The sequence below is a fragment of the Pseudomonas lactucae genome (assembly GCF_016937615.1).
Classification (GTDB): Bacteria; Pseudomonadota; Gammaproteobacteria; order Pseudomonadales; family Pseudomonadaceae; genus Aquipseudomonas; species Aquipseudomonas lactucae.
Window position 1 is genome coordinate 1 of the sequence record NZ_JAFHKI010000031.1, and the last position, 25,996, is coordinate 25,996.

The 25,996-nt window shown below is 61.9% G+C and carries 28 protein-coding genes and 1 pseudogene; 18 read left to right on the forward strand and 11 right to left on the reverse strand.

Annotation, left to right across the window (positions count from 1 at the left end):
* Positions 1 to 254: 254 nt before the first annotated feature.
* Positions 255 to 1,130, reverse strand: a complete 876-nt coding sequence (locus JWR98_RS06390; RefSeq protein WP_205489553.1) for an undecaprenyl-diphosphate phosphatase — start codon at positions 1,128 to 1,130, stop codon at positions 255 to 257.
* A gap of 177 nt (positions 1,131 to 1,307) precedes the next feature.
* On the opposite strand from JWR98_RS06390, the gene JWR98_RS06395 reads away from it, so the two are divergent.
* On the forward strand, positions 1,308 to 1,814 hold the full coding sequence (locus tag JWR98_RS06395) for a GNAT family N-acetyltransferase (RefSeq protein ID WP_078732777.1): 507 nt from the start codon (positions 1,308 to 1,310) through the stop codon (positions 1,812 to 1,814).
* On the opposite strand, the gene JWR98_RS06400 is transcribed toward JWR98_RS06395, so the two are convergent.
* Complete coding sequence (locus JWR98_RS06400; RefSeq protein ID WP_078732778.1) at positions 1,792 to 2,736, reverse strand: GlxA family transcriptional regulator; 945 nt, start codon at positions 2,734 to 2,736, stop codon at positions 1,792 to 1,794. The two genes, JWR98_RS06395 and JWR98_RS06400, sit on opposite strands and share 23 nt — an antisense overlap.
* A 171-nt stretch (positions 2,737 to 2,907) precedes the next feature.
* Here JWR98_RS06400 and JWR98_RS06405 point away from each other — a divergent pair, with 171 nt between their 5' ends.
* From JWR98_RS06405 to JWR98_RS06425, 5 genes are all read left to right on the forward strand, one after another.
* Positions 2,908 to 3,516 carry a TetR/AcrR family transcriptional regulator gene (locus JWR98_RS06405; RefSeq protein WP_205489554.1) on the forward strand — a complete coding sequence of 203 codons (609 nt, stop codon included), beginning with the start codon at positions 2,908 to 2,910 and terminating at the stop codon, positions 3,514 to 3,516.
* Between the two features lie 15 nt (positions 3,517 to 3,531).
* Positions 3,532 to 4,209 (forward strand): type 1 glutamine amidotransferase domain-containing protein, encoded by a 678-nt coding sequence (locus JWR98_RS06410; RefSeq protein ID WP_003173391.1) that lies wholly within the window; start codon positions 3,532 to 3,534, stop codon positions 4,207 to 4,209.
* 76 nt (positions 4,210 to 4,285) lie between these two features.
* Positions 4,286 to 5,413 carry an alkene reductase gene (locus tag JWR98_RS06415; RefSeq protein WP_205489555.1) on the forward strand — a complete coding sequence of 376 codons (1,128 nt, stop codon included), beginning with the start codon at positions 4,286 to 4,288 and terminating at the stop codon, positions 5,411 to 5,413.
* Between the two features lie 103 nt (positions 5,414 to 5,516).
* Positions 5,517 to 5,789: a CopG family ribbon-helix-helix protein gene (locus JWR98_RS06420; protein ID WP_078732781.1), complete on the forward strand. Its 273-nt coding sequence runs from the start codon at positions 5,517 to 5,519 to the stop codon at positions 5,787 to 5,789.
* Positions 5,777 to 6,070: a type II toxin-antitoxin system RelE/ParE family toxin gene (locus tag JWR98_RS06425; RefSeq protein WP_078732782.1), complete on the forward strand. Its 294-nt coding sequence runs from the start codon at positions 5,777 to 5,779 to the stop codon at positions 6,068 to 6,070. The genes JWR98_RS06420 and JWR98_RS06425 overlap by 13 nt, the downstream gene beginning before the upstream one ends.
* Positions 6,071 to 6,073: 3 nt before the next feature.
* Here the strand turns inward: JWR98_RS06425 and JWR98_RS06430 are convergent, their stop codons facing one another.
* Together JWR98_RS06430 and JWR98_RS06435 are read right to left on the reverse strand one after the other, a co-directional pair.
* A complete protein-coding gene (locus JWR98_RS06430) occupies positions 6,074 to 7,072 on the reverse strand; it encodes an NAD(P)H-quinone oxidoreductase (RefSeq protein ID WP_078732783.1) in 999 nt (332 codons plus the stop codon).
* Positions 7,069 to 8,295 carry a YbfB/YjiJ family MFS transporter gene (locus JWR98_RS06435; RefSeq protein ID WP_205489556.1) on the reverse strand — a complete coding sequence of 409 codons (1,227 nt, stop codon included), beginning with the start codon at positions 8,293 to 8,295 and terminating at the stop codon, positions 7,069 to 7,071. Before JWR98_RS06435 ends, JWR98_RS06430 begins: the two co-directional genes overlap by 4 nt.
* Before the next feature lie 108 nt (positions 8,296 to 8,403).
* On the opposite strand from JWR98_RS06435, the gene JWR98_RS06440 reads away from it, so the two are divergent.
* The gene (locus JWR98_RS06440) at positions 8,404 to 9,279 is read left to right on the forward strand and encodes a LysR family transcriptional regulator (protein WP_078732785.1); all 876 of its coding nucleotides are present in this window, start codon (positions 8,404 to 8,406) and stop codon (positions 9,277 to 9,279) included.
* Between the two features lie 78 nt (positions 9,280 to 9,357).
* Entirely contained in the window at positions 9,358 to 9,744 is a 387-nt protein-coding gene (locus JWR98_RS06445; RefSeq protein WP_078732786.1) for a DoxX family protein, read from the forward strand.
* Positions 9,745 to 9,798: 54 nt separating this feature from the next.
* On the opposite strand, the gene JWR98_RS06450 is transcribed toward JWR98_RS06445, so the two are convergent.
* From JWR98_RS06450 to JWR98_RS06460, 3 genes and pseudogenes are all read right to left on the reverse strand, one after another.
* A complete protein-coding gene (locus tag JWR98_RS06450; RefSeq protein ID WP_078732787.1) occupies positions 9,799 to 10,617 on the reverse strand; it encodes an alpha/beta fold hydrolase in 819 nt (272 codons plus the stop codon).
* Positions 10,618 to 10,706: 89 nt separating this feature from the next.
* The gene (locus tag JWR98_RS06455; RefSeq protein WP_078732788.1) at positions 10,707 to 12,098 is read right to left on the reverse strand and encodes an alginate export family protein; all 1,392 of its coding nucleotides are present in this window, start codon (positions 12,096 to 12,098) and stop codon (positions 10,707 to 10,709) included.
* Positions 12,095 to 12,990: pseudogene (locus JWR98_RS06460) on the reverse strand (glyoxalase). The gene JWR98_RS06455 and the pseudogene JWR98_RS06460 overlap by 4 nt, the downstream one beginning before the upstream one ends.
* 147 nt (positions 12,991 to 13,137) lie before the next feature.
* On the opposite strand from JWR98_RS06460, the gene JWR98_RS06465 reads away from it, so the two are divergent.
* Complete coding sequence (locus JWR98_RS06465; RefSeq protein WP_205489557.1) at positions 13,138 to 14,205, forward strand: NAD(P)-dependent alcohol dehydrogenase; 1,068 nt, start codon at positions 13,138 to 13,140, stop codon at positions 14,203 to 14,205.
* A gap of 86 nt (positions 14,206 to 14,291) precedes the next feature.
* Here the strand turns inward: JWR98_RS06465 and JWR98_RS06470 are convergent, their stop codons facing one another.
* Complete coding sequence (locus tag JWR98_RS06470) at positions 14,292 to 15,164, reverse strand: LysR family transcriptional regulator (RefSeq protein WP_078732791.1); 873 nt, start codon at positions 15,162 to 15,164, stop codon at positions 14,292 to 14,294.
* 93 nt (positions 15,165 to 15,257) lie between these two features.
* Here JWR98_RS06470 and JWR98_RS06475 point away from each other — a divergent pair, with 93 nt between their 5' ends.
* Genes JWR98_RS06475 through JWR98_RS06490 form a run of 4 tightly spaced genes read left to right on the forward strand, consistent with a single transcriptional unit; the run spans position 15,258 to position 17,955 of the window.
* The gene (locus tag JWR98_RS06475) at positions 15,258 to 15,815 is read left to right on the forward strand and encodes a DUF4865 family protein (protein WP_078732792.1); all 558 of its coding nucleotides are present in this window, start codon (positions 15,258 to 15,260) and stop codon (positions 15,813 to 15,815) included.
* A gap of 53 nt (positions 15,816 to 15,868) precedes the next feature.
* Positions 15,869 to 16,423, forward strand: a complete 555-nt coding sequence (locus JWR98_RS06480; RefSeq protein WP_078732793.1) for a histidine phosphatase family protein — start codon at positions 15,869 to 15,871, stop codon at positions 16,421 to 16,423.
* Between the two features lie 45 nt (positions 16,424 to 16,468).
* Positions 16,469 to 17,224, forward strand: coding sequence for a precorrin-6A synthase (deacetylating) (cobF, locus tag JWR98_RS06485; protein ID WP_078732794.1), 756 nt, complete (start codon positions 16,469 to 16,471; stop codon positions 17,222 to 17,224).
* A gap of 11 nt (positions 17,225 to 17,235) precedes the next feature.
* Entirely contained in the window at positions 17,236 to 17,955 is a 720-nt protein-coding gene (locus JWR98_RS06490; RefSeq protein WP_205489558.1) for an alpha/beta hydrolase, read from the forward strand.
* Between the two features lie 65 nt (positions 17,956 to 18,020).
* On the opposite strand, the gene JWR98_RS06495 is transcribed toward JWR98_RS06490, so the two are convergent.
* On the reverse strand, positions 18,021 to 18,575 hold the full coding sequence (locus JWR98_RS06495) for a DcrB/PsbP domain-containing protein (protein ID WP_205489559.1): 555 nt from the start codon (positions 18,573 to 18,575) through the stop codon (positions 18,021 to 18,023).
* A gap of 73 nt (positions 18,576 to 18,648) precedes the next feature.
* Complete coding sequence (locus tag JWR98_RS06500; RefSeq protein WP_078732797.1) at positions 18,649 to 20,457, reverse strand: monovalent cation:proton antiporter-2 (CPA2) family protein; 1,809 nt, start codon at positions 20,455 to 20,457, stop codon at positions 18,649 to 18,651.
* Between the two features lie 245 nt (positions 20,458 to 20,702).
* Here JWR98_RS06500 and JWR98_RS06505 point away from each other — a divergent pair, with 245 nt between their 5' ends.
* From JWR98_RS06505 to JWR98_RS06520, 4 genes are all read left to right on the forward strand, one after another.
* Positions 20,703 to 21,068, forward strand: coding sequence for a type II toxin-antitoxin system RelE/ParE family toxin (locus JWR98_RS06505; protein WP_205489560.1), 366 nt, complete (start codon positions 20,703 to 20,705; stop codon positions 21,066 to 21,068).
* Positions 21,061 to 21,366: a helix-turn-helix domain-containing protein gene (locus tag JWR98_RS06510; protein WP_078824310.1), complete on the forward strand. Its 306-nt coding sequence runs from the start codon at positions 21,061 to 21,063 to the stop codon at positions 21,364 to 21,366. Before JWR98_RS06505 ends, JWR98_RS06510 begins: the two co-directional genes overlap by 8 nt.
* Positions 21,367 to 21,463: 97 nt before the next feature.
* Positions 21,464 to 23,017: a DUF726 domain-containing protein gene (locus JWR98_RS06515; RefSeq protein WP_205489561.1), complete on the forward strand. Its 1,554-nt coding sequence runs from the start codon at positions 21,464 to 21,466 to the stop codon at positions 23,015 to 23,017.
* 41 nt (positions 23,018 to 23,058) lie between these two features.
* A complete protein-coding gene (locus JWR98_RS06520; RefSeq protein WP_205489562.1) occupies positions 23,059 to 24,378 on the forward strand; it encodes an Nramp family divalent metal transporter in 1,320 nt (439 codons plus the stop codon).
* Between the two features lie 76 nt (positions 24,379 to 24,454).
* On the opposite strand, the gene JWR98_RS06525 is transcribed toward JWR98_RS06520, so the two are convergent.
* Positions 24,455 to 25,387 (reverse strand): LysR family transcriptional regulator, encoded by a 933-nt coding sequence (locus tag JWR98_RS06525; RefSeq protein WP_078732802.1) that lies wholly within the window; start codon positions 25,385 to 25,387, stop codon positions 24,455 to 24,457.
* A 117-nt stretch (positions 25,388 to 25,504) separates the two neighbouring features.
* On the opposite strand from JWR98_RS06525, the gene JWR98_RS06530 reads away from it, so the two are divergent.
* Positions 25,505 to 25,993, forward strand: a complete 489-nt coding sequence (locus JWR98_RS06530) for a DMT family transporter (RefSeq protein WP_078732803.1) — start codon at positions 25,505 to 25,507, stop codon at positions 25,991 to 25,993.
* Positions 25,994 to 25,996 lie beyond the last annotated feature (3 nt).

Consider the following 25,996-nt stretch of genomic DNA (forward strand, 5'->3'; position numbering starts at 1 on the left):
AGTTGCAAGACATGTAAGCGTCAAAATGTGGGAGGGCTTGCCCCCGATAGCGGTGGATCAGCCAGCTTATTTATAGCTGACACACCGTCATCGGGGGCAAGCCCCCTCCCACATTTTGACCGCAGTGCATCAGATCAGTACCGGGCGCCCGTCAATTCGTCACGGGAGCGAGCTCCCTCGCCACGGGTTCAAAGTCGCATCCCAGATGTGTAGATACCTATGCCCGCGCAGGGCAAGCCCGCTCACCACAATCACTACCCGGCCAGCAACCCGGTACTTACCGCCACAATCAGAACCCCCCCCAGCAGCGCCCGGTAGATCACGAACGGCCAGGTGGAAAAGCGCTCCAGAAACTTCATCAGGCCCCAGATCGCAAAGAACGCCGAGATGCTGGCCACCACCAGCCCGAACAGCAGATGCGGCCAGGCGTGGGGCGGCAAGTCGGCGTGCAGCAGCACCCACAGTTCTTTCAAACCGGCAAGCGCGATGGCGGGCAACCCCAGCAGGAACGAAAAACGTGCGGCTTCTTCGCGCTTGAAGTTCAGGAACAGCGCGGCGGTCAAGGTTGAGCCGGAACGTGATACGCCAGGAATCAACGCGCCAATCTGCGCGATACCCACGATCAATGCATCGCGCAGGCGCATCTGGCCCACTTCGCGGGTATGCCGCGCACGCAACTCGGCCGCCGCCAGCAATACCGCCATCACCAGACAGGCAATGCCAATCACCATCAGCCCGCGCAACGGCGAGTTGCACGCGTTCAAGGTCGAAGACAGCACCAGGCCGGCGATGCAGATAGGTATCGTCGCCAGCACGATCGCCACCGCCAGCTTGAACCAGCGGTCGTTATAGTCACCTCGGCGCACCGCACCGATGCTGCCCGTGGTCACCTGGCGGACATCGCGCCAGAAATAGCTCACCACCGCCGCCAGCGCCGCCAATTGCATCGCCGCCGAAAACGCCGAGCCGGGGTCTTGCCAGCCGAGCAGGGCGGGGACCACACGCATGTGGGCGGTGGAGGACACCGGCAGCAATTCGGTAATGCCCTGGATCACTCCCAGGATGAAGATCTGCAGGTAATCCAGGGACGCAAAGCCCACATCCAGGCCGGCGGAACAGACGTTCGTCAAAATAGGTGTCCTTGAGAAAGGGGATTTTGGCGAAGTTTATTCGAAATGTTTCAGCGCTTCGGCAAGGGCGCGCGGCTATTTGCAATCGGTTCAGCCAATAGAAAGGTTCGCCGCTGTATTGGACTGTTCCGGCGATTTGTGAACAATGGCGCCCTGCGTTTTTTCACTGAGAGCCCCATGCCTGAAACCACTGTCGAACTGATTCAGACCGGCCCTGAAGAGGCCCAACTGATCCGCAACCTTTACCAGTATTACGCCTATGAGTCCTCGGACTGGGAGCAGGAAGATGTCGAGGCCGACGGCCGCTTCTACATCCACGACGACCACCTGGCCCGCTACTGGCAAGACCCGCGCTGGAGCGCCAATCTGCTGCTGGTGGATGGCTTTATCGCCGGCTTCCTGTTGATCGAGGACAGTGAGGTGTCGGGTATCGACGCGCTGGAGCTGGCCGACCTGTTCATCCTCAAGCGCTACCGCCGCAAAGGCATTGGCCGGGCCATCGCCACCCAGGTGCTGTGCAGCGGCGAGGCCAATTGGCTGGTGCGCTTTTATGATCAGGACGAAGTGTCCCAGGCGTTCTGGCGCACGGTACTGGATAACCTGCCGCGCCCGGTGCAGACGATTGAACTTGAGGATGAGCCGCAGTTGGTGAGTTACCTGATCACGCGTGCGGCGCTGCATTAAACGCCTGCTGCATCGCCTGCGGCGGTTGCCCGAATGCGCGTAGAAACGCCTGGCGCATGCGTTCGCGGTCGCCAAAGCCGGTTTCGCGAGCCACCACTTCCACCGGATGACGGCTGGTTTCCATCATCGTCCGTGCGGCTTCCACGCGCAGGGCTTCGATGGCCTTGGCCGGGGTTTGCCCGGTTTCTTCGCGGAACACCCGGCTGAACTGGCGCGGGCTCAGCCGCGCGACATCGGCCAGGGCTTCCACCGACAGGTCGTGCGTCAGGTTCTCGCGGGCGTAGGCCAGGGCCAGTTGCACGCGGTCGGACTTGGGGTCCAGTTCCAGCAACGCCGACAATTGCGACTGCTCGCTGCCCCGGCGCTGGGCGATCACCAGTTTGCGCGCAATGCGTCGGGCCAAATCGCTGCCCAGGTCGTTCTCCACCATGGCCAGCGCCAGATCGACACCGGCGCTCATGCCGGCGCCGGTCCACACCTGGCCGTCCACCACGAACAGTTTGTCTTCTTCCAGGCGGATAGCCGGATAGCGCTTGCGGAACGCCGGGGCGTGAATCCAATGGGTGGTGGTGCGCTTGCCTTCCAGCAACCCGGCTTCGGCCAGTACAAAGATGCCCATGCACAGCGAGGCGACCCGGCGTGATTGGGCCGAGGCGGCCTTGACCAGTTCCAGCAGGTTGGCGTCCGGCAGGCGAAACTCCAGGTAGCCGCTGACGATCAGTGTGTCATAGCCCTCGGCCCGAACCGCTGAGGTGTTTACCGAAAAACCCTGGGAGGTCATCACCGCGCCGCCGCTTTCCGACACCAGGTGAAACTCATAGGCCGGCTCGCCGCGCAGCAGGTTCGCGCACTCGAACACCGAACCCAGGCTGAGGCTCAGGGATTGAAAGTTCGGGTAAACCATCAGCGCAACGCTGTGCATCGTCATTCTCCAAGGCGGCGGGAGAAGGGATTGTCGGCGGGTGCCGGGTAAACGGCAACCGACTTCGGAGCGTGTCCGGAATCCTTGCGCATCTGACATTGTGAGCGTTTGGCGCGGCCCCTAAGATTCCCTCAACGAACTAGACGACTGGTCTAATCGGACAGGTGAAACATGAACAGCGAAACCAAAAGTGCACGGCAGACCATTCTCGACACGGCCCAAGTCCTGGTCGGCCGCAAGGGGTTTTCTGCGGTGGGCCTGAACGAAATACTTCAAGCCGCCGAGGTGCCCAAGGGGTCGTTCTATCACTACTTCAGCTCCAAGGATGCGTTCGGCGTGGTGTTGCTCGACACCTACTTCGACAACTACCTGCACGGCATGCAGCAACTGTTCGACGCGCCGGGCCTGAGCCACTGCGCCAAGTTGATGTGCTATTGGCAAGCCTGGACCGACAACCAGACCGGCTGCACCGACGCGGGCAAATGCCTTGCCGTCAAATTGGGTGCGGAGGTGTCTGACCTTTCAGAGCCGATGCGCCTGGCGCTGCAGCGCGGTACGTCACGCACCATCGAATTACTCGCCACGTCCCTGCGGTGCGGCGTTGAAGATGGCTCCTTGGTGCTGGAGCACGGCCCGCGCACCCTGGCCCCTCAGCTCTACGCGTTATGGCTGGGCGCCAGTGTGATGAGCAAGATCACCCGTACGTCCGCGCCTTTCGATGAGGCGCTGCGACTGACCCGACAGCTGTTGGGTCAACCTGAACACACTGACATTCACTGATCGAGGCACTGGAACATGAAAGTATTAATGGTACTGACCTCTCACGACCAGCTTGGCGATACCGGGCGCAAGACCGGCTTCTGGCTCGAAGAGTTTGCCGCACCCTATTACGCGTTCAAGGACGCCGGTGCCGAGGTTGTCCTGGCATCCCCGGCCGGTGGCCAGCCGCCGTTGGACCCCAAGAGCGATGAGCCGGATGCGCAAACCGAGCAGACTGAGCGCTTTGGCAAGGACCCGGCCGCCCAGCAGGCCCTGGCCACCACGGTGAAGCTGGACACAGTCAACGCTGATGACTTCGACACTGTGTTCTACCCAGGCGGCCACGGCCCGCTGTGGGACCTGGCGGAGTCGCCGGTGTCCATCGCGCTGATCGAGGCCTTCGAACGGGCCGGCAAGCCAGTTGGTTTTGTCTGCCATGCGCCGGGCGCCTTGCGTCACGTCAAGGCGATCAACGGTGAGCCGTTGATCAAGGGCCGCCGCGTCACCGGGTTCTCCAATTCGGAAGAAGAAGCTGTCGGCCTGACGCAGGTGGTGCCGTTCCTGATTGAAGATGAATTCAAGCAGTTGGGTGGCAAGTATGAGAAGGGCGCCGACTGGCAGTCCTTCGTGATCGTCGATGGTTCGCTGGTCACCGGGCAGAACCCCGGCAGCTCCAGCGAGGCGGCCAAGGCCCTGCTGAAACTCACCGCTTGAATTAACTGACCGCTCCATTCATTGGCGACTCAAGAGTCGCCAATGCTTTTGCTCGCCCTGAATTTGGTATATCCCCATGAATGACCGCATTTTGAATACCCCGATAAAACTGGGCCACCATACCCTGAACAACCGCGTGGTGTTGCCACCGTTGACCCGTCAGCGCAGTGCCCAACCCGGTGATATCGCCACCGAACTGATGGCCGAGTATTACCGCCAGCGCGCCGGCGCAGGTTTCATGGTCAGCGAGGGCACGCAGATCGAGCCGCGTGGCCAGGGTTATGCGTGGACACCGGGTATCTACGCCCCGGCGCAGATCGATGGCTGGCGCAAGGTCACCGATGCGGTGCATGCCGAGGGTGGGGTGATCTTCGCCCAGTTGTGGCATGTGGGGCGGGTGTCGCATAACGCCTTGCAGCCCGGCGGCGCCGCGCCGGTGGCACCTTCTGCATTGCAGGCGTTGCAGGCCAAGGCCTTCATCGAAACTGCGCCTGGCGCCGGTGCGTTGATGCAGCCTCCGGTACCGCGTGCCTTGGCCGCGCTGGAGATCGAAGAGTTGGTCGGGTTTTACGCCCAGGCCGCGCGCAATGCGCTGGACGCCGGGTTCGACGGGGTCGAAATCCACGCGGCCAACGGTTACCTGGTCAACCAGTTCATCTCGGCTCATTCCAACAACCGTGACGATGAATACGGCGGCTCCCTGGACAACCGCCTGCGCTTTCTGCGCGAGATCGTCGAGGCGGTATGCAAGGTGGTCGGGCCGGAACGCCTCGGTGTGCGCTTTTCACCGTTGTTCAGCGGCACCGACGAGGACCGCGTCTACATTGGTCTGGTGGAAGAAGACCCGCACCACACCTATATCGAAGCGATCAAAGTGCTGGAAGCGTCGGGCATCGCCTATGTCTCCATCGCCGAGGCCGACTGGGACAACGCTCCCGTGTTGCCCGACAGCTTCCGTGAAGCCGTACGCAGCACCTTCAATGGGCGCATCATCTATGCCGGGGGTTACACCGCCGAGCGCGGTGCCAAACTGGTGGAGGCCGGGCTGGCGGACTTGATCGCATTCGGGCGGCCGTTCATTGCCAACCCGGACCTGCCGCAGCGGCTGTTCAATGGCTGGCCGTTGAACCCGCTGCGCGAAGAGGGGATGTATGGTGGGGGTGAGGTGGGGTATACCGACTATCCTGCGTATGCCCGTCCTTAGGCGAGTTCCCTTCGTCGGGTCTCGGCGGTCAAAATGGACAGGCCAGGATGCGATTGCTACCTTATTAAAAGGTAATACCTTTTGATAATCGAGGGTTCGTATCATGGCCACGTCTATAAAAATCGATGATGATTTGAAACATCGCATCCAGCAGTTGGCCGGTGCCCGCCAGCGCACCGCTCATTGGATCATGCGAGAAGCGCTCTCTCAGTATGTTGAAAGAGAAGAAGCACGTGAAAGCTTCAAACAGGAGGCATTGTCGTCCTGGAAAAACTATCAGGAAACAGGCCAGCACTTGACTGGTGCCGAGACCAGAGCGTGGCTTGATACGTGGGGAACCGAGCAAGAGTCGGAGCAGCCCAAGTGCCACGACTGATCATGACGGCAACGGCGCTGGCCGGCCTGGAACGCTGCCGGCGTTTTCTAGTGGAAAAGGACCGGCAGGTGGCACGCAGAGCCGCTCAGATCATAAGTAACCAGTTGGTGCGCCTGGAAGCTGACCCCAATATTGGCCGGCCCTTTGATCAGTTACCCGAATTACGCGAACTTGTTATCGCCTTTGGCGATGCAGGCTACGTAGCGTTATACCGCTTCAACCCTTCCGAGTCGGCCGTTTATGTGTTGGCCTTCCGGCATCAGAGAGAAGCGGGATACTGACTATCACACCACTCGCAACACAATCTTGCCGATATGATCCCCACCCTCCATCCGCGCATGAGCCTGGGCGGCGTCGGTGTAGTCGTACACCTTGTCGATGATCGGCAGGCAGCGACCCGCCGCCAGCACCGGCCAGATGTACTCGCGCAGCTGTTCGGCAATCGCGGCTTTTTCTTCGCCAGTGCGCGGACGCAGCAGTGAGCCTGTGATTACCGCGCGCTTGCCGAGGATGGTCAGCAGGTCGACATCATTGGCCCTCGCGCCGCCAAGGAAACCCAGTATCACCAGATGCCCGTCCATGGCCAGGGCCTTGAGGTTGTTGTTGAGGTAGGAGCCACCCATGATGTCGAGGATCACATCCACGCCCTGATCGTGGGTCTGCTCGGCGATCACCTGGGCAAAATCCTGCTCGCGGTAATTGATCGGTTCGCCACCCAACGTGGCAATGGCTGCGCATTTGTCGGCGCTGCCGGCGGTGGCGAAAGCCTGGATGCCGAACTCGCGGCACAGCATCAGCGCGGTGGTGCCGATGCCACTGGTGCCGCCGTGGATCAGCACGCGCTGGCCGGTGTGTGCGTCACCGAGGCCGAACAGGTTGGTCCATACGGTAAAGAAGGTTTCGGGCACGGCGGCGGCCTGGATCCAGTCCATGCCCTCGGGGATCGGCAGTACCTGGCCGGCGGGGACGGCGCAGTACTGTGCGTAACCGCCGCCGTTGGTCAGCGCGCATACCTTGTCACCCAGGTTGAACGTTGACACGCCGTCGCCCAGCGCCACCACTTCACCGGCCACTTCAAGGCCAGGATACGGGCTCATGCCGGGTTTGAGCGGGTATTTGCCGGCGCGTTGTAACGCGTCGGGGCGGTTGACCCCGGCGGCGTGCACGCGAATCAGGATCTCGCCGGGGCCGGCCACCGGTACGTCGACCTGGCGCGGTTGCAGCACCTCCGGGCCACCGGGAGCGGTGATTTCAATCAGGGTCATGTCTTTGGGAAGCGTCATTTGAGAGTACCTGCAGCGATGAGCGTATGGGTTGGGACCGCATCGAGCGGCCGGCGGTTCAGCAGGAGCATGCCCAGTTCCAAGGCCAGCGCGACCACGATCGCCGCGGCGGCGATCACGAACAATACAGCATGCTGACCGCCACTGAGATTGAACAGCGCCGAATAGGCGAAGCCTGCAATCGCCTGGAACGTGGCAAAGGATACGGTCGCGCGGCTCCAGGCCACTTGTTGCTGGTGATGGTTGGGGATCAGCTCGTGCACCCGTGCCAGCGCCAACGGCACGATGCCCGGCGGGAACGAACCGAGGATCACCGCCAGTGCGGCGAGTGCCATTAAGTGACTCGACACCGACAACGCGCCCACCGCGATGGCCTGCACCACCAGCACCAGGCGGATACTCAAGCGAGCGCCGAGTTTGTCCGCCAGAAACCCGTAGGTCACCGGCCCCGCAATCGAACCCAGGCCGTACATCACCCAGATCATCGCCCCCACATGCGCCCCGGCACCGAGGCCCCTGGTCACATAGTCCACCAGGAACACCATCGCCGGCACCAGGCCCGCGGCCATGAACGCGTACTGGGCAAACAGCAGGTATACGCCCGCCGGTGTTGGCGACCCAGCGTCGGCCTGCGCGGGCGCTTCATGCAGCGTGCCGCCAGGCCAGGCAAACCAGCTGGCGGCCGTCAGTATCACGGCCAGCAGGCCCAGGCCGAACCAGGTTTGCTGCAGGCCAAGGCTCAACAGCGGCGGCACCAGCGTGCCCGAACCGGCGATGCCCAAGCCGATGCCCAGGAAAATCGCACCACTGGCCAGGCCCCTGCGCGCAGCGGGGACATGGGGCAGCACGGTGGCGGCCACCAACACCATGATCGCGCCGCCGGCGATGCCCGACAGCAGACGCCAGCCGAAGAACCAGGCCACCGACAAAGGGAAGCCACAGGCAAAGAATGCCAGGGTCACCGCGACCATCATCAGGCGCAGGGTGTTCTTGTTGGAGGTGCGCCGGGCGATGGGGCGACCGATCAGTGCGCCGATCAGGTAACCGATCAGGTTGGCGGCGCCGAGGTACACCACGTCGCTGGCGCAAAACCACTGCGCCTGGATCAATGAAGGAATCAACGGGGTATAGGCGAAGCGCGCCAGGCCGATGCTGACCAGGCTGGCGCACAAACCGGCGAAGATCGGCAGCCAGACGGCGCTGCGGGGGTGGGTGTCGTGCATGATGGCGATCCTGAGGATTTTTTCTGGTGCCCAGCATATCCACGATTGAAGGTGCAATAATGCAGCGATTACACGGCACGATGATGCATATTTGCAGCAGGAGCGGACATGAATTGGGATGATGCGAGGGTCTTTCTGGCGGTGTGTCGCGAATCCACATTGCGCGGTGCAGCACGGGTGCTGGGAGTGGATCAGGCCACCGTCGGGCGGCGGATCAATGCCTTGGAAAAATCCTTGAGCGCAACCTTGTTCCTGCGCACTTGCGAAGGCTACGCGCTGACCGCCGTAGGCGAAGCCGCGTTGCACTCGGTGGAAAAAATGGAGCGTTCGGCACTCGATCTGGAGCGCCAGATCCAGGGCCTGGACGATCGCCTGACCGGCACCGTGCGGGTCAGCACCACCGACTCCCTGGCCATTGATTTCCTGATCCCGGCCATCGCCAGCCTGCACGGCAAGCACCCCGATGTGCGCGTGCAGTTGGACGCCTCCACGCAGATTCTCAGCCTGGCCAAGCGCGAGGCCGACATCGCCGTGCGCAATACCCGCCCCGACAACCCCGACCTGATCGCCCGGCGCATCGCCTGCTGGCCAGTCGGGCTGTTTGCCGCCCAGGCCTATATCGACCGCCACGGCGTCCCCGAACCCGGCAGCCTGTTCGACGGCCACGATCTGGTGGTCTACCAACCCTACCTGCAAACCCACAAGGACCTGACCCTGGTCAGCGAACCCCTGGGGCGCGGGCGGATTGTCGCGGCGTTGAGTTCCAGCCTGTTGGTGCGCCGCTCCATCGCGGCCGGGCTCGGTATCGGTGAGATCCCGGTGTACACCGGCGAACGCGACGGCCTGGTGCGCCTGTGGCCGGAGCGTGTGCGCCCGCTGCCCTACGATGTATGGCTGGTGACTCACGCCGACCTGCGCCACACCGCACGGGTGCGGGCGGTGATCGATGAGATCGTCGCGGCGTTTGCCGGCACGGGGGACTGAAGGTCAGCACAGGCTTGCAAGCGTGCATGCGCCTCGGTGGACACAATCGACACCGATAACCACCAACAGGGAGCGCATATGAACGAATCAAAACACCAGGATCTGGGGCTGTTGTTCCTGCGGGCGAGCGGGGCGCTGTTCCTGCTGTGGGTGCATGGCTTGCCCAAGGTGCTCAACTACAGCGAACAGCTGAAGCTGATCGAAGACCCGTTTCACTTGGGCGCGCACGTGACCTTGTTGCTGGCGATTTTCGCCGAGGTGCTGTGCCCTGTGTTGATCGTCGCCGGTGTGCTGGTGCGCCTGGCCTGTCTGCCGATCCTGGCGGTGCTGCTGATCGCCATGCTGGTAGTGCATCCGGAGTGGACGTTGTTGGAAGGGCAGTTCGGCTGGCTGTTGCTGATCATCTTTACCAGCGTACTGATCGCCGGGCCGGGGCGCTTCACATTGGGCGGGCGGTTTGCCTGAATAAAAAGGGCCGGGCAAGCCCGGCCAAATAAGGAGAGCGGTGTTTCAGGCGTTTCAGCGGTTCAGGAACGCCAGCAGGTCTTCATTCAATGCCTGGGCGTGGGTCACAGCGAACCCGTGGGGCGCGTCCTTGTAGACCTTCAACTCGGCGCCCTTGATCATCTCGGCCGCCACCTTGCCGGTGGTTTCGAACGGCACGATCTGGTCGCCGTCGCCATGGATCACCAGGGTTGGCACGTCGATCTTGGCCATGTCCGGGCGGAAGTCGGTTGCGGAGAACGCGGTGACGCAATCCACCGTCGACTTGAGCGAGGCCAGCATGGCGATCTGCAGGGTCTGGCTCAGGGTGCCTTCGGACACCACCTGACCTTTGTTGAGGCCGAAGAACGGGGTGTTGAAGTCTGAGATGAATTGCGCACGGTCCTTGAGCAGGCCCGCCTCGATACCCGCGAACACTTCGGCCGGCACGCCCTGCGGGTAATCCGCGGTCTGGCCGAAGATCGGCGTCACCGCACCCAGCAGCACCAGGCCGGCAACGCGGGCGCTGCCGTGGCGCGCAATGTAGCGGGACACGTCGCCACCGCCCATGGAGAAGCCCACCAGGGTCACGTCCTTGAGGTCCAGGTGTTCGATCAATTGCGCGATATCGTCGGCGAAGGTGTTGTAGTCGTTGCCGGTCCACGGCTGGTCCGAACGGCCAAAGCCACGGCGGTCGAACGCGATGGTGCGGTAGCCGCGACTGCTCAGGTATTCCATCTGGTATTCCCACATGTCGGCATCCAGCGGCCAGCCGTGGCTGAACAGCACGGGCTTGCCGCTGCCCCAGTCCTTGAAGTAGATCTGGGTACCGTCTTTGGCAACGAATGTGCTCATGCAAAACTCCTTGATAGAGGTGGGTAAAACGCGGGATCACTATTGCCGTTAAGCCGGTTCGTGGCTTGTACCGGTGTGCTTGTTTGGGGCTACCAACTGAACTTGAGTTCGACACCCAGGTAGTTGCTGTCCGCGCCGCCGGCATCACGCAGGGTTTGTCCTACTGCGTAATGCACCGCTTCGACCGCGCCGGTAAGGTTGGAGGTGAACCCATAGTCGGTGCGCAGTTGCGCGTAGGCGCCGGTCCAACGATCGCCCTGGCCGGCGGTTCCCGCCACCGGCAGGTTGGGTTGGGTGTACACCGCGTCGCTGGTGGTCTGTCGCCATAACAGGCCGACGGCGGTTTGCACGCTGAGTTTGTCGATTGGTTTTACCGTGATCGACGGTTTGACGTGGATCAGGTTGCTGTAGCCGGTGTAACCCGCCAGCGAAAAATAGTAGCCGTTGGGGAACAGTGGGTTGAAGGTGCCAACAGTGCCGTCGCCGGTCCTGCGGTCGCCGGAAGCGATGTCCAGTTGCAGGCCGATGCGCGGTGTCCAGGCCAGGCTGTCGAAGGTGTAGCCGGTGCGGCTGCCGCCGGCCCAGGCGCGAATATCCTTGCTGCCCACCGAACCGCTTTGCAGCATGGCTTCGATGTCCCAGTCAAAGCCCAGGGCCGCGCCACCCAGGCGTGCGTCGAACAGATGGCGGGTCTCGTCGCCGTCGGCATCCAGATAATGCGCGGCGCTGCGCTCATACACGCCGTAGTAGGCCGACAGCTCGTTCTTCCCCCCCACCAGCCGCTCGACGCGCACCATGTGAAAGCGCGCGTCGCTATTGGACTTGTCGTCGAAATGCCGACCGTCCTGGTACTGCACCGGCTGGCTGGCGATGCCGATGAAGCGCCAGTTCGTGGTCTCCCAGTCGGCCCACAGCGCATCGAACGACTGCCGCACATTCGGGCCGTCCCGCGAGGAGATGAAGCGCTGCAAGTCGAAGGCAAAGTCCTGGCGCCCGGCCCGTGCCTTGAACGTGCCGCTGTCGAAGGTGTTGACGTACTCGGCAAAGGCCAGACGCAGGTCGACGCGGTTCTGGTCGGCACCGCCGATGGTGGTCTTGTCATACGCCCGCACATCTTCCAGCTGGGTGAACACCCGCCAGTGTTCGTTCAGATGCAGGTCGGCGTGTACCTGGAAACGCTGGATCAGGTAGCGATCACGCTTCACGTCCTTCACCCCGAAGCCACTGGCGTCGTTCATCTCGAAACGTTCACGCAAGGTCGCCCCGAGCGACAGGTAGGTGTACGGGTTGGCGCCTGACAACGGGATGTACTTGAGGTTGTCCAGCGCTTGCGTGCGCAGCGCCGGGTTCTGCAGTACGGACCAGTCTTCCTGCCAGCGATTGGCCTTGATGGCCGGCCGCGTCGGTTGCTCGTCGGCGTGGACGCTGCCAGCGAGCAGCGGCCACAGCACGGCCAGGCTCCAGCCTGTGCGACGCATCATTTTGCGGCGTTGAGTTGGTGAATTTCCGCGACGTAACCGCCGGGGAACTCAACCAACGCGCTGCGACGGCCTTTGCTGTCGAACGCCGGCACGAGCACTGTGGCACCGGAGCCGGTGGCTTTGCCCAGCGTGGCGCTCAGGTCGCCACTTGGTAGCCGGTGGTTTCGTGGCCGAAGGGATAGGGCAACTGGCCGTTGGTGACCAGCACCGCCATGCGCCCGAACGGCGACTCGATATCGACACGCCGGTAGGTGCCGTTGGCTTGGCCCACGTCGATGCCCGGCGCATGCTTGTCATCGGTCAGCACTTTGCCGTGGGAGAAGCCCACGAACCCTTTGATAAACGCGTCGGCCCGCTCGGCGCTGAGGTATACGCGGTTTTCCGGCACGGTCTGGAAGGCCGCATAGTCCGGGGTCTTGGTGTGCCAGTAGAGCTGCATGTTCACGCCGCCCGGCCATTGCACTACCGCGTCACGGCCGATGGGGTCCGGGAAGTCGCTGACGATCACCGCCGCGCCGTTTTCGCGGGCGGCCTTGAGCGCGACGTCCATGTCCTTGACCAGGTAGCCGTTGCGTTCCTGGCCGAACGGATGCGGAATCGGCGTGGTGAAGCCGAACAGCGACACCGTGCCCGCCGGCGTCTGCAGCAATTGCGAAGTGGTGCTGCTCGGCACCGGCAGCACATTCACCACCACCTGGGCCGTGCTCCTGCCGCCAAAGGTGGCGAGGAAACTTTGAGCGAAACGGTCCACATCCGCCGGGGCGACATACACATGGCTGGTGTCATATTGCGGCGCCACGGCCACGCTCGGGGTTGCCGCGAAGGCATTGCCCATCATTGCGCTCGCCAGCAGCGTCAATGCCACGGATACCTTGATTGCTTTGTTACGCATGCCCATTCTCCAGCGCTTCTACGGGATAGAAAGCCGTGAGGTTAGGGGCAGGGGCGAGGTGGGAATTGTATGGACGTGCTCGGTTGAACGATTCAGCGTCTATGCTGGTCGATTGACTCTCAACGTCAGATCACACAGGTGAACGAAATGGCCAAGACTTACAGCTATGCCGCCCAGAACGCCAAGGACTCACTCAAACCCTTTACCTTCGAGCGCCGCGCGCCGGGGGCGGACGATGTGCAGATCGACATTCTTTATTGCGGCGTGTGCCACTCCGACCTGCACACCGCGCGCAACGAGTGGAACAACACCCTTTACCCGTCGGTACCCGGTCATGAAATCGTCGGCCGCGTCACGGCGGTAGGCGCCAATGTGAAGGCCTTCAAAGTCGGCGACCTGGCCGGCGTCGGTTGTATGGTCGACAGTTGCCAGCAGTGCGCGTCCTGCGCCGAGGGCGAAGAGCAGTACTGCGAGAACGGCTTTACCGGCACCTACAACGGCCCGGTATTCGGCGGTGAAAACACCTTCGGCGGCTACTCGGACAACATCGTGGTCAAGGAAAAATTCGTGCTGCGCATCTCCCACGACGCGGCCAACCTGGCCGCCGTGGCCCCGCTGCTGTGCGCCGGCATTACCACCTATTCGCCGCTGCATCACTGGCAGGTCGGGCCTGGCAAGAAGGTCGGTGTGGTCGGCCTCGGTGGCTTGGGGCACATGGCGGTGAAGATCGCCCACGCCATGGGTGCGCACGTTACGTTGTTCACCACGTCGCCGAACAAACGCGAAGGCGGCCTGCGCCTGGGCGCCGACCAGGTGGTGGTGTCCAGGAATGCCGATGAAATGGCGGCCGTCGCCAACAGCCTGGACTTCATCCTCAACACCGTCGCCGCGCCGCATGACCTCGATGCGTTCCTCAACCTGCTCAAGCGCGACGGCACCATGACCCTGGTCGGCGCCCCCGACAGCCCGCACCCGTCGCCGACGGTGTTCAACCTGATTTTCAAGCGCCGCAGCCTGGCCGGTTCGTTGATCGGTGGCATCCAGGAAACCCAGGACATGCTCGACTTCTGTGCCGAACACGGGATCGTCTCCGACGTGGAGATGATTGATATCCAGAGCATCAACGAGGCGTATGAGCGGATGCTCAAGGGCGATGTGAAGTATCGGTTCGTGATTGATATGCAGAGTTTGAAAAAGGAACGCCACGCGGCGTGAAACACGCCTTGCTGAAACGTTGACGATCTAATGTGAGCGGCGGTGCGCCGCTCCCACCTTTTTTCGTCACACGCCAATTGCCGCCGCTATGAAGGATTGCGCAGCACGCCGCGAAACGTCGCACTCAATGCGCGCAATGTGTCCTTGGAACGGCCATCACTGATGCGGCTGTAAAGCACCACTTCGCTCATCGGCAGCGGGGGCAAGTCGTACTGCTCACTGACGTCCACCGCGCCTGCCGGTGCCACGCGGTAGGCGAGGGCAGCCACGCCGAGCCCGGCGCTGACGGCGGCCCCCACGGCCATGACGCCGCCGCCGACAAACACTTCGATCCAGTCGATGCACGCCGTATCCAGTGCGCGTGTCGCCAAGTGGCGTACACCGCAAGGCGCGGCCATGGTCGCCATGCGCAGTGGCTGACCGGGGCTGTGCTGCCAGGCAGGGGCGGCGAACCAGCCAAAGCGCTCCACGGCTAACACTTCGCCGTCCTGGCGGTCGCCCTCGTTACGCACGATCACCGCGTCCAGCTCATTGCGGTCGAAGGCGGCCATCAGGTCGCGGGACGAGGCAATGCGCACTTCAAGGATCACCATTGGGTCATAGGCCGCCATGCGGCTGAGCCAGATCGGCAAGTCCGGTCCGGCCACATGGTCACTGATGCCGATCACCAGACGACGGGGCGCTGTGCTGCCCATATCGCCCAAGGCGCGTTCGTGGGCATTGAGCAGGGCACGGGCGGCCACGATAAAAAGCTCGCCCCGAGGCGACAGCCGCACCTGTCGTGGGGTGCGCTCCAGCAAGCGATAACCGAGGCGTTCTTCCAGGCGCTTGAGCTTGAGACTGATGGCCGCCTGAGAGGTGTCGAGGGCTTCGGCGACACGGGTGAAACTGGCGAAATCGGCCACCAGCACAAACGCCTGGACGGTATCGATATCAAGGGGTTTTGAGGTATCAGTCATATTGGATGTTTATCACACTTATATTCGGCGATATCTTTCTGAAATCATTGCCGCTGCGCAAGCTGGAGGCTCAATCTGCACAGGAGCTGATTCATGTTTGCCAAACAGTATTCACACCGCTTGCCTGCCGACTATGACATGGACGTGATACGCCACCGCGCCGCGCAATTGGGGCCAGTGTGGGATCGCACCGACGGGTTGCTGTTCAAGGCATTTATCGCCCAGGAGCGTGGGCAAGCACCGGGCGTGGGCAATCTGTATGCGTCTGTGTACCTATGGTCCGACCCTTTGCAGGCCGCTGACTTCTTGCTCGGCGAGCGTTTTCAGAAGGTGCTCGACAGCTTTGGTCGGCCCGACATTGAGAGCTGGTTGCCGTTGGATGTTCTGCGCGGCCCGGCGCAGAGTGCGTTGAGCCTGTATCGCGAGGAGTGGGCGCTGGAACCGGGGGCTGACCGGTTGGCAAGGCTGGTCGAAGAGAAACGCCGCAATCGGCAGTTGGCCGATAGCAGCGACACGTTCGCGGTGTTCCTGGCCTTGGACGTGCAGGCATGGCGCCTGGTGCGGATCACTTTATCGAGCCACGCTCTGGATCCTGGCCATCCGGGCACCGGTTACCAAGTGCTCTATCTGGCCCAAGGCGTTGCGTCATAAGGCCAACTGCGCCAGTCTTGGTGGTCTCGACCTCTGCGTATCAGCGATCCACGATGCAAGCCACCCGTTTGACCCTCATCTGTCACGCCGTTACGCCCCTGCAAAAACAGGGGCGTTTTCCCGATGACGAGTCGGTGGTGATGGATTGGCAAGGCGCAGCGTTGTCCCTGGCCGGACAGTACAAGAAAACCCCGCGTCTGCTGTGTGGTCCGGAAGCGCGTACGCGGCAGACCGCAGGGTTGTTTGGCGCACATCCAGTGATCGACGATGCCCTGCGTGACGGTGATGTTGGCACCTGGAAAGGCCAGGCTATCGGCCAGCTTGATAGCGACGAATTGACCGCTTGGCGTACCGACAGCTCCCGCGCGCCCCATGGCGGCGAGTCGGTCGATCAGGTGTGCGCGCGGGTGGCGCAGTGGATCAAATCCGTCGAAGCCCAGCCTGGCCATGTCGTGGCCATCACCCACCCCTTTGTGATCCGCGCCGCGCTGCTGTACGTCATGCAGTTCCCGGTCTCGATGTTTTACCGGATCGACGTCGAGCCGCTGTCGGCAACCCAATTGCGCTTCAACGACGTATGGCGCCTGCGCCTGGAAACTCACGCCTGAGTAGGTGAACATGGCAAAATCCACGCCCCGCAATAAGAGCAACCCATGAAACGCATCCTGATCATTGGCATTGGCGCCGGCAACCCTGACTACATCACGATGCAGGCCGTGAAGGCGCTGAACCGCACCGACGTGTTTTTCCTGATGGACAAGGGCCAGAGCAAAGACAAACTGATCGACCTGCGGCGCGAGATCTGTGAAACCTATATCACCGAGCCCGGCTACCGTTTTGTCGAGGCCGATTGCCCGGAGCGTGAGCGCGGTGAGATCGACTACACCACCGCCGTGCAGGACCTCAACCGTGATAAGCAAGCTACCTTCGAACGCATGATCAACGAGGAAATGGTCGACGGGGAGGTGGGCGCGTTCCTGGCCTGGGGCGACCCGGCGCTGTACGACAGCACTATCCGCATCCTTAAGGCGATCCTGGCCAGTGGCCGTTGTGCATTTGAGTTTGAAGTGATCCCCGGCATCACCAGCGTGCAGGCCCTGGCCGCCCAGCATAAGGTGGCGTTGAACCGTATCGGCAAGTCCGTCGAGATCACCACCGGCCGCCGCCTGGCGGCGGGGCAGGCCAGTGATGCCGATACCCTGGTGGTCATGCTCGACGCTGAAGACTCCTACCGCACGGTGGCCGATCAGGACCTGGATATTTACTGGGGCGCCTACCTGGGCACGCCGGACGAGATCCTGATCAGCGGCAAGGTCAGCGAAGTGGCTGACGATATCCAACGGGTGCGCAAGGCCGCGCGCCTGGCCAATGGCTGGATCATGGACACTTATTTGTTGCGCAAACCCTGAGGTCGCGTCCCATGTTCAAACGCCTTGCCCTCGCGCTGGCCCTGGTGGCCGGCGTTGCCCACGCTGATTCCGAGTTGCACACCGATTTGCCACTCGCGTACCTGGAACAGACCCAAAGCGACGCGCGCAACGAGCCGCTGGTGATCTTTTTGCACGGGTTCGGCAGTAATGAGGAAGACCTGTTCGACATCAAGGACGCATTGCCCTCCACCTGGACGTACCTGTCGGTCCGCGCGCCGACGCCGGTGCAACCGAATGGCTTTCGCTGGTTTACCAAGACGCCGGGTGACGGCGATTACGATGGTGTGACCGCTGATTTGCAGAGCAGCGCCAAGCTGATCAAGGATTTTATCGGCAAAGCCAGCGCCAAGTATCACACCCAGCCTGACCGGGTATTCCTGGTGGGCTTCAGCCAGGGTGCGATCATGTCCTACGAGGTTGCCTTGCGTGACCCGCAGCTGGTGCGCGGTATTGCGGCGCTGAGTGGTAGTGTGCTGCCGGTGCTCAAGGCTGAGCTCAAGCCCGACCAGCGCTTGGGCAAACTGGCGATCTTTATCGGCCACGGCACCCTGGATCAGGCACTGCCGTATGTGTCGGCGACGCGGGCGAATGAAGTGTTGGTGGGGTTGGGGTTGCAGCCGGAATTTCATGCTTACCCAGGGATGAACCACACCATCAGCGAGGCGGAAGTGCAGGACTTGAAGGCCTGGCTTGAATCGAATGTGAAGTGAGCACGGTTGAAATGTGGGAGGGGTGCCCCCTCCCACATTGGATATTCACTGTTTGGGCGATCGGGTTACTTATTGCCCGTGATTTGTTTCACCAGTGCAGCATGCCCCTTCGCATCATCGGCCCGCGAGATCGCCTGGATCACCACCAGTTGGTTGCCCGAACCACCGAGGAACGTGGAATTGAGCGTCTTGCCGCCGCCCTGGGTGGCGGTGCTGTCCACCTGGCGCAGGCCGAGGCCCTTGAGGGTCAGTTTTTTCTCGCCGAGTTTCTTGAAGTCGGGCAGGGCGGCGCTCTGCTCCTTGACGAAACCGGCCACAGCGCCGTCGAGGAACTGCGGGTCGTTGTCGCCGATCTTGACTCCGTCTTTGCGCAGGGTTTCGGCGACGATCACCACACTTTTCGTGGTCTGGTTGGCGTACATCGTGCCTTGGGTGGCGGCGGTGCCGTCCTCGGCCTTGCCGGCAGGCAGGGTGTCGGCGGTGTAGGCCTTGGGCAGGGTGAAGGTGAACTTGCCGCCCAGGGTGGAGAGGGTCTGGGTGGTCGGCTTGGCGGCGGCGAACACGCTGCCGGCGGTCAGCGCGAGGACCAGCAGGGCGGCGGTCTTGGTGAAGGTGGCCATGAAGCGCTCCAAGGGATGAACGAAATTGCGGAGCATTCTGTCAGAAAATTCGCAATTTCGTTCATCCGTAGCCTTACACCTTGTCGGACTCTTCCTCAAGCCTGTCCATTTCAAACAGCCGCGCCAATTCGGCTCGCGCTTCCTGGGCGGTCTGCATCACCTTGGCCGCGTCGTCGTATACCGCGTGCTGGGCGGCGAGCACTTGCAGGTCGTGGTTCTTGAAACGGGTGATGCGCGCATCCGCCTGGGCCTGGCTCAGCCCGAGGCCCACGAGGGTACGGCGACTCATTTCCAGGCTGGAATAGAAGGTTTCGCGAACCGGCGAGGCGTCCAGGTCCACCAGGCGATGCACGTGCTGGCGGTTACGGGCGCGGGCGATGATCTTCATGTGGGGGTAAAGATTGCGCACCAGTTCGGCGGTCTTGATGTTGATCTCCGGGTCGTCCATGGCGATCACAAAGAACTCTGCTTGGTCGACCTTGGCCGCATGCAGGATTTCGGGGCGTTGCGGGTCGCCGTAGAACACCGGCATGCCGCCGAAACTGCGGGTCAGCTCGATGGTTTCCACCGAGGTGTCGAGGGCAATAAACGAGATATTCTGCGCGCGCAGGATCCGCGCCACGATCTGTCCCATACGGCCCATGCCGGCAATCACCACGCGTGGCGCGTCACTTTCGATGGCGCGGTATTCCTCGGGCACTTCCACCGGTTTGACCTTGGGTTTGAACAGCTTCGGACACACCAGCAACAACAGCGGCGTGACCGCCATGGACAGGGTAATGGTGAGCACCAGGATGTCGTAGAGGTGCGGTTCGAACAGGCCCTGGTCGCGTCCGATCTTGAACACCACAAAGGCGAACTCACCGCCGGCCGCGAGCACCACGCCCAGGCGCAGGGCGCTTTCGCGGTTGAGGTCACCCACCAGTCGGCCCACGGCGTAGAGCAACGGCAGCTTCAGGCCGATCAGCAGCAGGGTCAGGCCAATCACCACCAGCGGCGAACTGAGCAGCAGGCTGAGGTTGGCGCCCATGCCCACACTGATAAAGAACAGTCCCAACAGCAAGCCCTTGAACGGTTCGATCTGGGACTCCAGTTCGTGGCGGTACTCCGAGTCCGCCAGCAGCAAACCGGCGAGAAACGCGCCGAGGGCCATGGACACACCCACCAGTTCCATCAGCCAGGCGGTCCCGATCACCACGAGCAAGGCGGTGGCCGTGGACACTTCACGCAGGCCGGTTTTGGCGACGATGCGAAACACCGGGCGCAACAGGTAGCGCCCGCCGATGATCACCACGGCGATGCTGCCGAGAATCTGCAGCACGTGTTGCAAGCCTTCGGCTTCGGTGGTCGGGTGATCACTGCCGGCCAGCAGCGGCACCATGGCGATCAGCGGGATCGCGGCGATGTCCTGGAACAGCAGAATCGCAAACGCCAGACGACCGTGGGGCTGGTTCAACTCCTTGCGCTCGGCCAGGCTTTGTAGGCCAAACGCGGTGGACGACAGCGCCAGGCCCAGGCCCAACACGATGGCGCTGTTCCAGGCCTGGCCAAAGACCCAAAGTGCTACCGCGCCCATCACCAAGCCGGTCAACAGCACCTGGGCCAGGCCGACACCGAACACGGCCTTGCGCATTACCCATAAACGTTTGGGCGATAGCTCAAGGCCAATGATGAACAGCAACAACACCACACCCAGTTCGGAGAACTGCGCAACGCTTTGCGGGTTGCCGATCAGGCCCAGCACCGACGGGCCGATGATCACACCGGCAAACAGATAACCGAGCACCGCGCCCAGTTGCAGGCGCTTGGCCAGCGGCACGGTCAGCACAGCGGCGAGCAGGAACACTACGGCTGCTTGTAACAGGTTGCCTTCATGGGGCATTGCGAACTCCAGAATCTTTAAAGCCAATCAACAGGTGCGTATTAGAGCGCTTTTTACATTTCGAAAATTGTGTTTTTGCTGCGCGGTGGGGAGATATCGCGCCATCGGTCATGGGGCGATGACGGGGCCAGCGGTGATTCCGGAAGGATATCCAAACAATTTGCCCTCGGGCGCGGGTGGAAGCCAGGGACATTCGAACCTAGTTTTAGGTTCTTGAGTTTATATTCCTTGGGTGGCATATTTGCATGGGCTGCGACATTGAATACACGGATGAATTCGCAGATTGGTGGGATGATCTGGGCGAAAGGGAACAGGTTTCGGTGTGTGCCAGCGTTGATCTGCTAGGGCTTTTCGGACCTGGTTTGGGCTATCCCCACAGTAGCGATATCAAAGGTTCTCGACATGGAATCCTTCGGGAGTTACGGATACAGCACGCTGGGCGACCCTATCGTGTGTTGTATGCATTCGATCCACGGCGATGCGCTTTATTGCTCATAGGTGGTGACAAGACCGGACAGCGCCGATGGTACGAGGAGCACATCCCGGTGGCAGAAAAGCTGTACGACATACATTTGGAAGCATTGCGTAAAGAGGGCCGTAACCATGGCTAAAAAATTCGCTGAACTTCAAGCCCGCATGACGCCGCAATCTCGCGTCGAGGCCAAGCAGCTGTTTGAGCAACACCTCAAGGAAATGCCGCTGCACGAGCTGCGCAAGGCTCAGCAAATGAGCCAGGAGAGCCTGGCCAAAGCATTGAATATCAACCAGGCGGCTGTCTCCAAGATGGAGCGGCGTACAGACATGTACATCAGCACATTGCGCAACTACATCCGGGCGATGGGAGGTGAGCTGGAAATTATTGCAACCTTTCCCGATGGGCAGGTGAAGATCGACAATTTCGCTTATTGAGCATTCTCAGGCGCTTGGACTTGCCCGGTCAGGATTCACCTACCTGTCGCTCTCCCTTTGTTACTATCGCTTCCCCGTCAGCAGGAGTCACCGCCCCATGCAACACCAGTGGGATGAAATGCACCGCACCCGCAAGCCCACGTTCGTGCTGTGCGGTGAGCCCCAGGGCGATGTGCTCAATCTCTACGTTCACGGCTACTCGGCGTTTTTCAACCGGCAACAGCTGGGCAGCTTCAAGGCACAGCTGGCCGGTATCGAAGGCTCGACCAACTTGATGCTGTTCTGGCCGGCGGGGCACTTTCTGGAAAATCTGTTTGCCCCGTTCAAGGACGTGATCGCTGCGATGCTCGGCGGCGGTGGCCTGGGGGCCGCCACCGTGGGGGTGGGCAAGGCGATCGCGTATTTTCTTGATCACTATAAAAGTGTCGAGGCGCGGGTGGACGAAGTGGCCAGGAGCTTACTGCCGGAATTGGCGGGGTACCTGCACGGCGAGTCGCTGCAGGTGCGGCGCATCAACCTGATCGGTCATTCGCTGGGCGCGCGGATTCTGGTCAAGAGTCTGCTGGCCAGCCCTGAAACCGCACGTGAGCTGCCGTTGGACAACCTGCTGCTGATGGGCGGGGCGATCTGTACCTCCAGCCCCTGGGATGACGTATCGGCGCCGCTCAAGGGGCGGGTGATCAACTGCCATTCCAGCAAGGACTGGGCCCTGGCCCTGAAGCCGGACACCGAACGCTGCATTGGGCGGTATGCAATCCCGGTGACTCCGGCGCTGAAGGCCAAGGTCTGCAATGTGCATTTGGCCAGCTTCGACCACGCCGCCTATTGGCCGCAGTTGCAGACGGTGGTGCAGTACACCGACCTGCTGCATGAGCGGCGCGGCATGATCCGCTCCGACCAGCGCAGCACCGAGGTGCGTTTTGCCGAGGAGGACGTCGATCTGTTCCCGGCCCTGGTGCAGGCGCGGCCCGAAGAGTTGAAGTTCCTCGCCGAACTGATGGCGCAAAAACGCAGCGCGTCGATTGATGCCAAGGTACGCGAGCCGCTTAAATTGGCCATCGAGTTGCAGCGCATGGGGGGCGACAGCTTCATGAACCTGGGCCGTGGGCATGGCGTGAGTTATCGCCAGATCGCCGAAGATGTGGCGCAGCGACTCGGGATCAAATTTGACCAGCCGCTTGCAAGCGTGGTGCTGGCAGACCTTGAAGCCGAGGTCGCAGAGACCCTCATCGAGCAGTACAAAGACAAGCTCAGTCACGCCGACCGTCAGGTATTCGACGCCGAGCTCAAGGCCGCCGTGCTAAAAGAGCAGGGCGTGTTCAATCGTATCGACATCGGCCGTTCGGCCACCACCGCATTGAGTGGTACGGCATTGGCCGGCCTCACCGGGTTTATCCTGCGCCGTGGCGCGGCCACGGCGATACCGGTGGTGGGCCAGGCGTTGGCGGCGGCAATGCTGCTGGTGAGCGGCGTGCGGGCGTTTTCCGGCCCCGCCTATTCGATCACCACCCTGGCGGTGCTGGTGATCGGGGTGATTCGCCAGCGCAGGGAGCGTGAGGCGCTGAATCAGGAGATGGACCTGGTGGCGCAGGTGGTGGAAGCGTTTGAGCTGCCTCGGGACACGGTGATGCGCACGGTCGCATCCGACTGATAAGCTGCGCGCCTGTCTAGTGTGTTTGCCTGGGATACTGCGTGAAATTCAGCCTGCCAAAAATCGCTACCGCCCCATTCTGCCCGCCGGAAGTGGCGGGCTCGGTCGTCGTTGACCCCAACGCTTCTTTCTTCAAGCGCATCCTGATGTTCGCCGGCCCCGGCCTGCTGGTCTCCATCGGTTATATGGACCCGGGCAACTGGGCCACCGCCATCGAGGCCGGTTCGCGCTACGGCTACAGCTTGTTGTTCGTGGTGCTGCTGGCCAGCCTGGCGGGGATGGCGGTGCAGTGCCTGTGCTCGCGGCTGGGCATCGCCACCGGCAAAGACCTGGCGCAATTGTGCCGTGAGCGCTACAGCAAGCGCTCTGCACGGACCCAGTGGGTGCTGGCGGAAGTCTCGATCATCGCCACGGACCTGGCCGAAGTGCTTGGCTGTGCGCTGGCGTTTCACCTGCTGCTGGGTGTGTCGTTGACCACCGGCATTGTCATCACGGCGTTTGACACCTTGTTGATCCTGGCTTTGCAGAACCGGGGTTTCCGCCGCCTGGAAGCGATCATGCTGGCATTGGTGGCGACCATCGGCGTGTGCTTTTTTATCGAGCTGCTACTGATCAAACCCTATTGGCCGGACGTGCTGAGTGGCTTCACCCCTTCATTCTCGGCCATCAGCGATGCTGCGCCGCTGTACCTGGCTATCGGTATTCTGGGCGCTACCGTCATGCCGCATAACCTCTACCTGCACAGCTCCATTGTGCAAACCCGGCTGATTGGCAAGGACCTGGCCAGTAAACAGGATGCGGTCAAGCTGGCGCGCATTGACACCATCGGCTCCCTGGCGCTGGCCTTGCTGGTCAATGGCGCGATCCTGGTGCTGGCCGCCGCTGCGTTCCACAAGACCGGCCACACTGACGTGGTGGAGATCCAGGACGCCTACCATCTGCTTGATCCGCTGGTCGGCGGCGCATTCGCCAGCATCCTGTTCGGCATTGCCTTGCTGGCGTCCGGGCAAAGCTCGACCTTTACCGGCACCATTGCTGGCCAAGTGATCATGGAAGGCTACCTGAATCTGCGTATTCCCTGCTGGCAACGCCGCCTGATCACCCGTGGGCTGGCGTTGATTCCGGCATTCCTCGGTGTGTGGCTGATGGGCGACGATGCCATCGGCAAGTTGCTGATCCTGAGCCAGGTGGTCCTGAGCCTGCAGTTGCCCTTTGCGCTGTATCCGCTGATCCGCATGACCGGCGACAAACACCTGATGGGGCCGTTCGTCAATCGATTGCCGACTCGGGTACTGGCGTGGTTTTTGTTTGCAGTGATCAGCGGGGCGAATGGGTGGTTGATTGCGCAGTGGGTGTTCTGACTTGAGCACTTGCTGTTTTGTAGAGAGCAACAGCGTGCTCTGAAAACCAGCCTACGTTTTTGACGAGGAAATTTCCTCATTTGTCCCAATATGGCACCGTCCCAAAACACGCGACAAAATAATCAATCACCGTCCTCACCTTCAGCGACAGCCGCCGGCTTCCCGGCCACAACGCCGCAATCTGCTGCGGCTCCAGCGTGGTCGCGACCTCGTATTGCGTGAGCACCGCCTGCAAGGTGCCGGCGCGCAAGCTTTCGCCGATCAGCCAGGACGGAAACACCACCAGGCCCAGGCCTTGTTCGGCGGCGTGGGTGAGGGTGTCGGCGTGGTTGCCGGTGATCGGGCCCTTGACGCTGTAGGGCGTCCAATCGCCCCCGTCGCGCCGAAAGAACCAGCGTTCCTGGCCGTTGATGCCTTTGTAGGCCAGGCAGTGATGTTCGCTCAGTTCGTCAGGGTGGCGGGGCGTGCCGTGGCGGGCCAGGTAGGCGGGGCTGGCGGCGATGCGAAAACGTTGGGGCGCGAAGATGCGCGCCTGCATGCTGGAGTCGTTGAGCACGCCGATGCGGAACAGCAGGTCGGTGCCGTCTTGCAACGGGTCGACGAAGGTGTCGGTTTGCTGGATATCCAGTTGCAGCTTGGGGTAGCGCCGGCACAACTCGCCCAGCCACGGCGACAGGTGGCGCTGGCCGAACACCATCGGCGCATTGATGCGCACCAGGCCGCTGGGTTCGCGTTCCTGCTCCTGCAAGGCCTGGCTGGCGGCTTCGAGTTGTTCAAGCATCACGCGTGCATGGCGCCCCAGCAAACGCCCAGCCTCAGTAGGCGTGACCGCGCGCGTATGACGATAGAGCAACTGCTGGCCGAGGGCCTGCTCCATCAGTTGGATCTGTCTTGAGATCGAAGAGGGCGCCAGGCCCTCGCGGCGTGCCACTTCGGAGAAACTGCCGTGGTCCAGCACCGCGACAAACAGGCGCAGCGCCTTGAAACTCAGTTCGTTCAAACCCTGCATCGTGGCTCCAGGTTGTGCGTTATGCGCAAAGGTGTTGTCGGCATGCTCCCATTTATCGCACAGCGCGGCCACCGGATAATCCGCGCCATCAATTCTTTGTTCAAGCGCAGGTGATGTATGCGGGCCAGTTCTATCGACGGTGTGGCGCCAGCCAGACCCCAACATAACGTACTGCGGTTGTTGCTGTTGCCGCTGGTGATCCTGGCCGGCATGGGCCTGTCGGTAGAGGCCGGCTTGCTCGGGCCATTGGGCGAGCAGGTGGGGCACTTATGGGCGACGTTGAGCATTTTTGGCGTCGGCGCGGCGATCCTGTCTCTGCTGTTGCTGTTCAGTGGTCCGCAGAAGGGCCCTGCGCTGACCGAGTTGCCGCGCTGGCAGCTGATCGGTGGCTTTCTCGGGCCCATCTACGTGGTGGTGCTGACCCTGGCCACGCCTCATATCGGTATTGCCATGACGATGATCGCGATTCTGTCGGGGCAGGTCGGCAAAAGTGTGCTGATCGACCACTTCGGTTGGTTCGGCGCGGCGCGCAAGCGGGTCAATGGCGAGCGTTGGATCGCCTTGGTGTTGATTGTGGCGGCACTTGTTCTGATCTCACGAGGGTAAGGC

Excerpts from the sequence above, each read along its gene's own strand:
- JWR98_RS06455 (WP_078732788.1), bottom strand. The coding sequence starts at position 12,098 with ATGATGCGTCGCACAGGCTGGAGCCTGGCCGTGCTGTGGCCGCTGCTC.
- JWR98_RS06500 (WP_078732797.1), bottom strand. The coding sequence starts at position 20,457 with ATGCCCCATGAAGGCAACCTGTTACAAGCAGCCGTAGTGTTCCTGCTC.
- JWR98_RS06510 (WP_078824310.1), top strand. The coding sequence starts at position 21,061 with ATGGCTAAAAAATTCGCTGAACTTCAAGCCCGCATGACGCCGCAATCT.
- JWR98_RS06405 (WP_205489554.1), top strand. The coding sequence starts at position 2,908 with ATGAACAGCGAAACCAAAAGTGCACGGCAGACCATTCTCGACACGGCC.
- JWR98_RS06505 (WP_205489560.1), top strand. The coding sequence starts at position 20,703 with ATGGGCTGCGACATTGAATACACGGATGAATTCGCAGATTGGTGGGAT.
- JWR98_RS06475 (WP_078732792.1), top strand. The coding sequence starts at position 15,258 with ATGTTTGCCAAACAGTATTCACACCGCTTGCCTGCCGACTATGACATG.
- JWR98_RS06410 (WP_003173391.1), top strand. The coding sequence starts at position 3,532 with ATGAAAGTATTAATGGTACTGACCTCTCACGACCAGCTTGGCGATACC.
- JWR98_RS06400 (WP_078732778.1), bottom strand. The coding sequence starts at position 2,736 with ATGCACAGCGTTGCGCTGATGGTTTACCCGAACTTTCAATCCCTGAGC.
- JWR98_RS06465 (WP_205489557.1), top strand. The coding sequence starts at position 13,138 with ATGGCCAAGACTTACAGCTATGCCGCCCAGAACGCCAAGGACTCACTC.
- JWR98_RS06525 (WP_078732802.1), bottom strand. The coding sequence starts at position 25,387 with ATGCAGGGTTTGAACGAACTGAGTTTCAAGGCGCTGCGCCTGTTTGTC.
- JWR98_RS06440 (WP_078732785.1), top strand. The coding sequence starts at position 8,404 with ATGAATTGGGATGATGCGAGGGTCTTTCTGGCGGTGTGTCGCGAATCC.
- cobF (WP_078732794.1), top strand. The coding sequence starts at position 16,469 with ATGAAACGCATCCTGATCATTGGCATTGGCGCCGGCAACCCTGACTAC.
- JWR98_RS06530 (WP_078732803.1), top strand. The coding sequence starts at position 25,505 with ATGCGGGCCAGTTCTATCGACGGTGTGGCGCCAGCCAGACCCCAACAT.
- JWR98_RS06515 (WP_205489561.1), top strand. The coding sequence starts at position 21,464 with ATGCAACACCAGTGGGATGAAATGCACCGCACCCGCAAGCCCACGTTC.
- JWR98_RS06470 (WP_078732791.1), bottom strand. The coding sequence starts at position 15,164 with ATGACTGATACCTCAAAACCCCTTGATATCGATACCGTCCAGGCGTTT.
- JWR98_RS06490 (WP_205489558.1), top strand. The coding sequence starts at position 17,236 with ATGTTCAAACGCCTTGCCCTCGCGCTGGCCCTGGTGGCCGGCGTTGCC.
- JWR98_RS06430 (WP_078732783.1), bottom strand. The coding sequence starts at position 7,072 with ATGACGCTTCCCAAAGACATGACCCTGATTGAAATCACCGCTCCCGGT.
- JWR98_RS06435 (WP_205489556.1), bottom strand. The coding sequence starts at position 8,295 with ATGCACGACACCCACCCCCGCAGCGCCGTCTGGCTGCCGATCTTCGCC.
- JWR98_RS06445 (WP_078732786.1), top strand. The coding sequence starts at position 9,358 with ATGAACGAATCAAAACACCAGGATCTGGGGCTGTTGTTCCTGCGGGCG.
- JWR98_RS06415 (WP_205489555.1), top strand. The coding sequence starts at position 4,286 with ATGAATGACCGCATTTTGAATACCCCGATAAAACTGGGCCACCATACC.
- JWR98_RS06495 (WP_205489559.1), bottom strand. The coding sequence starts at position 18,575 with ATGGCCACCTTCACCAAGACCGCCGCCCTGCTGGTCCTCGCGCTGACC.
- JWR98_RS06395 (WP_078732777.1), top strand. The coding sequence starts at position 1,308 with ATGCCTGAAACCACTGTCGAACTGATTCAGACCGGCCCTGAAGAGGCC.
- JWR98_RS06450 (WP_078732787.1), bottom strand. The coding sequence starts at position 10,617 with ATGAGCACATTCGTTGCCAAAGACGGTACCCAGATCTACTTCAAGGAC.
- JWR98_RS06420 (WP_078732781.1), top strand. The coding sequence starts at position 5,517 with ATGGCCACGTCTATAAAAATCGATGATGATTTGAAACATCGCATCCAG.
- JWR98_RS06480 (WP_078732793.1), top strand. The coding sequence starts at position 15,869 with ATGCAAGCCACCCGTTTGACCCTCATCTGTCACGCCGTTACGCCCCTG.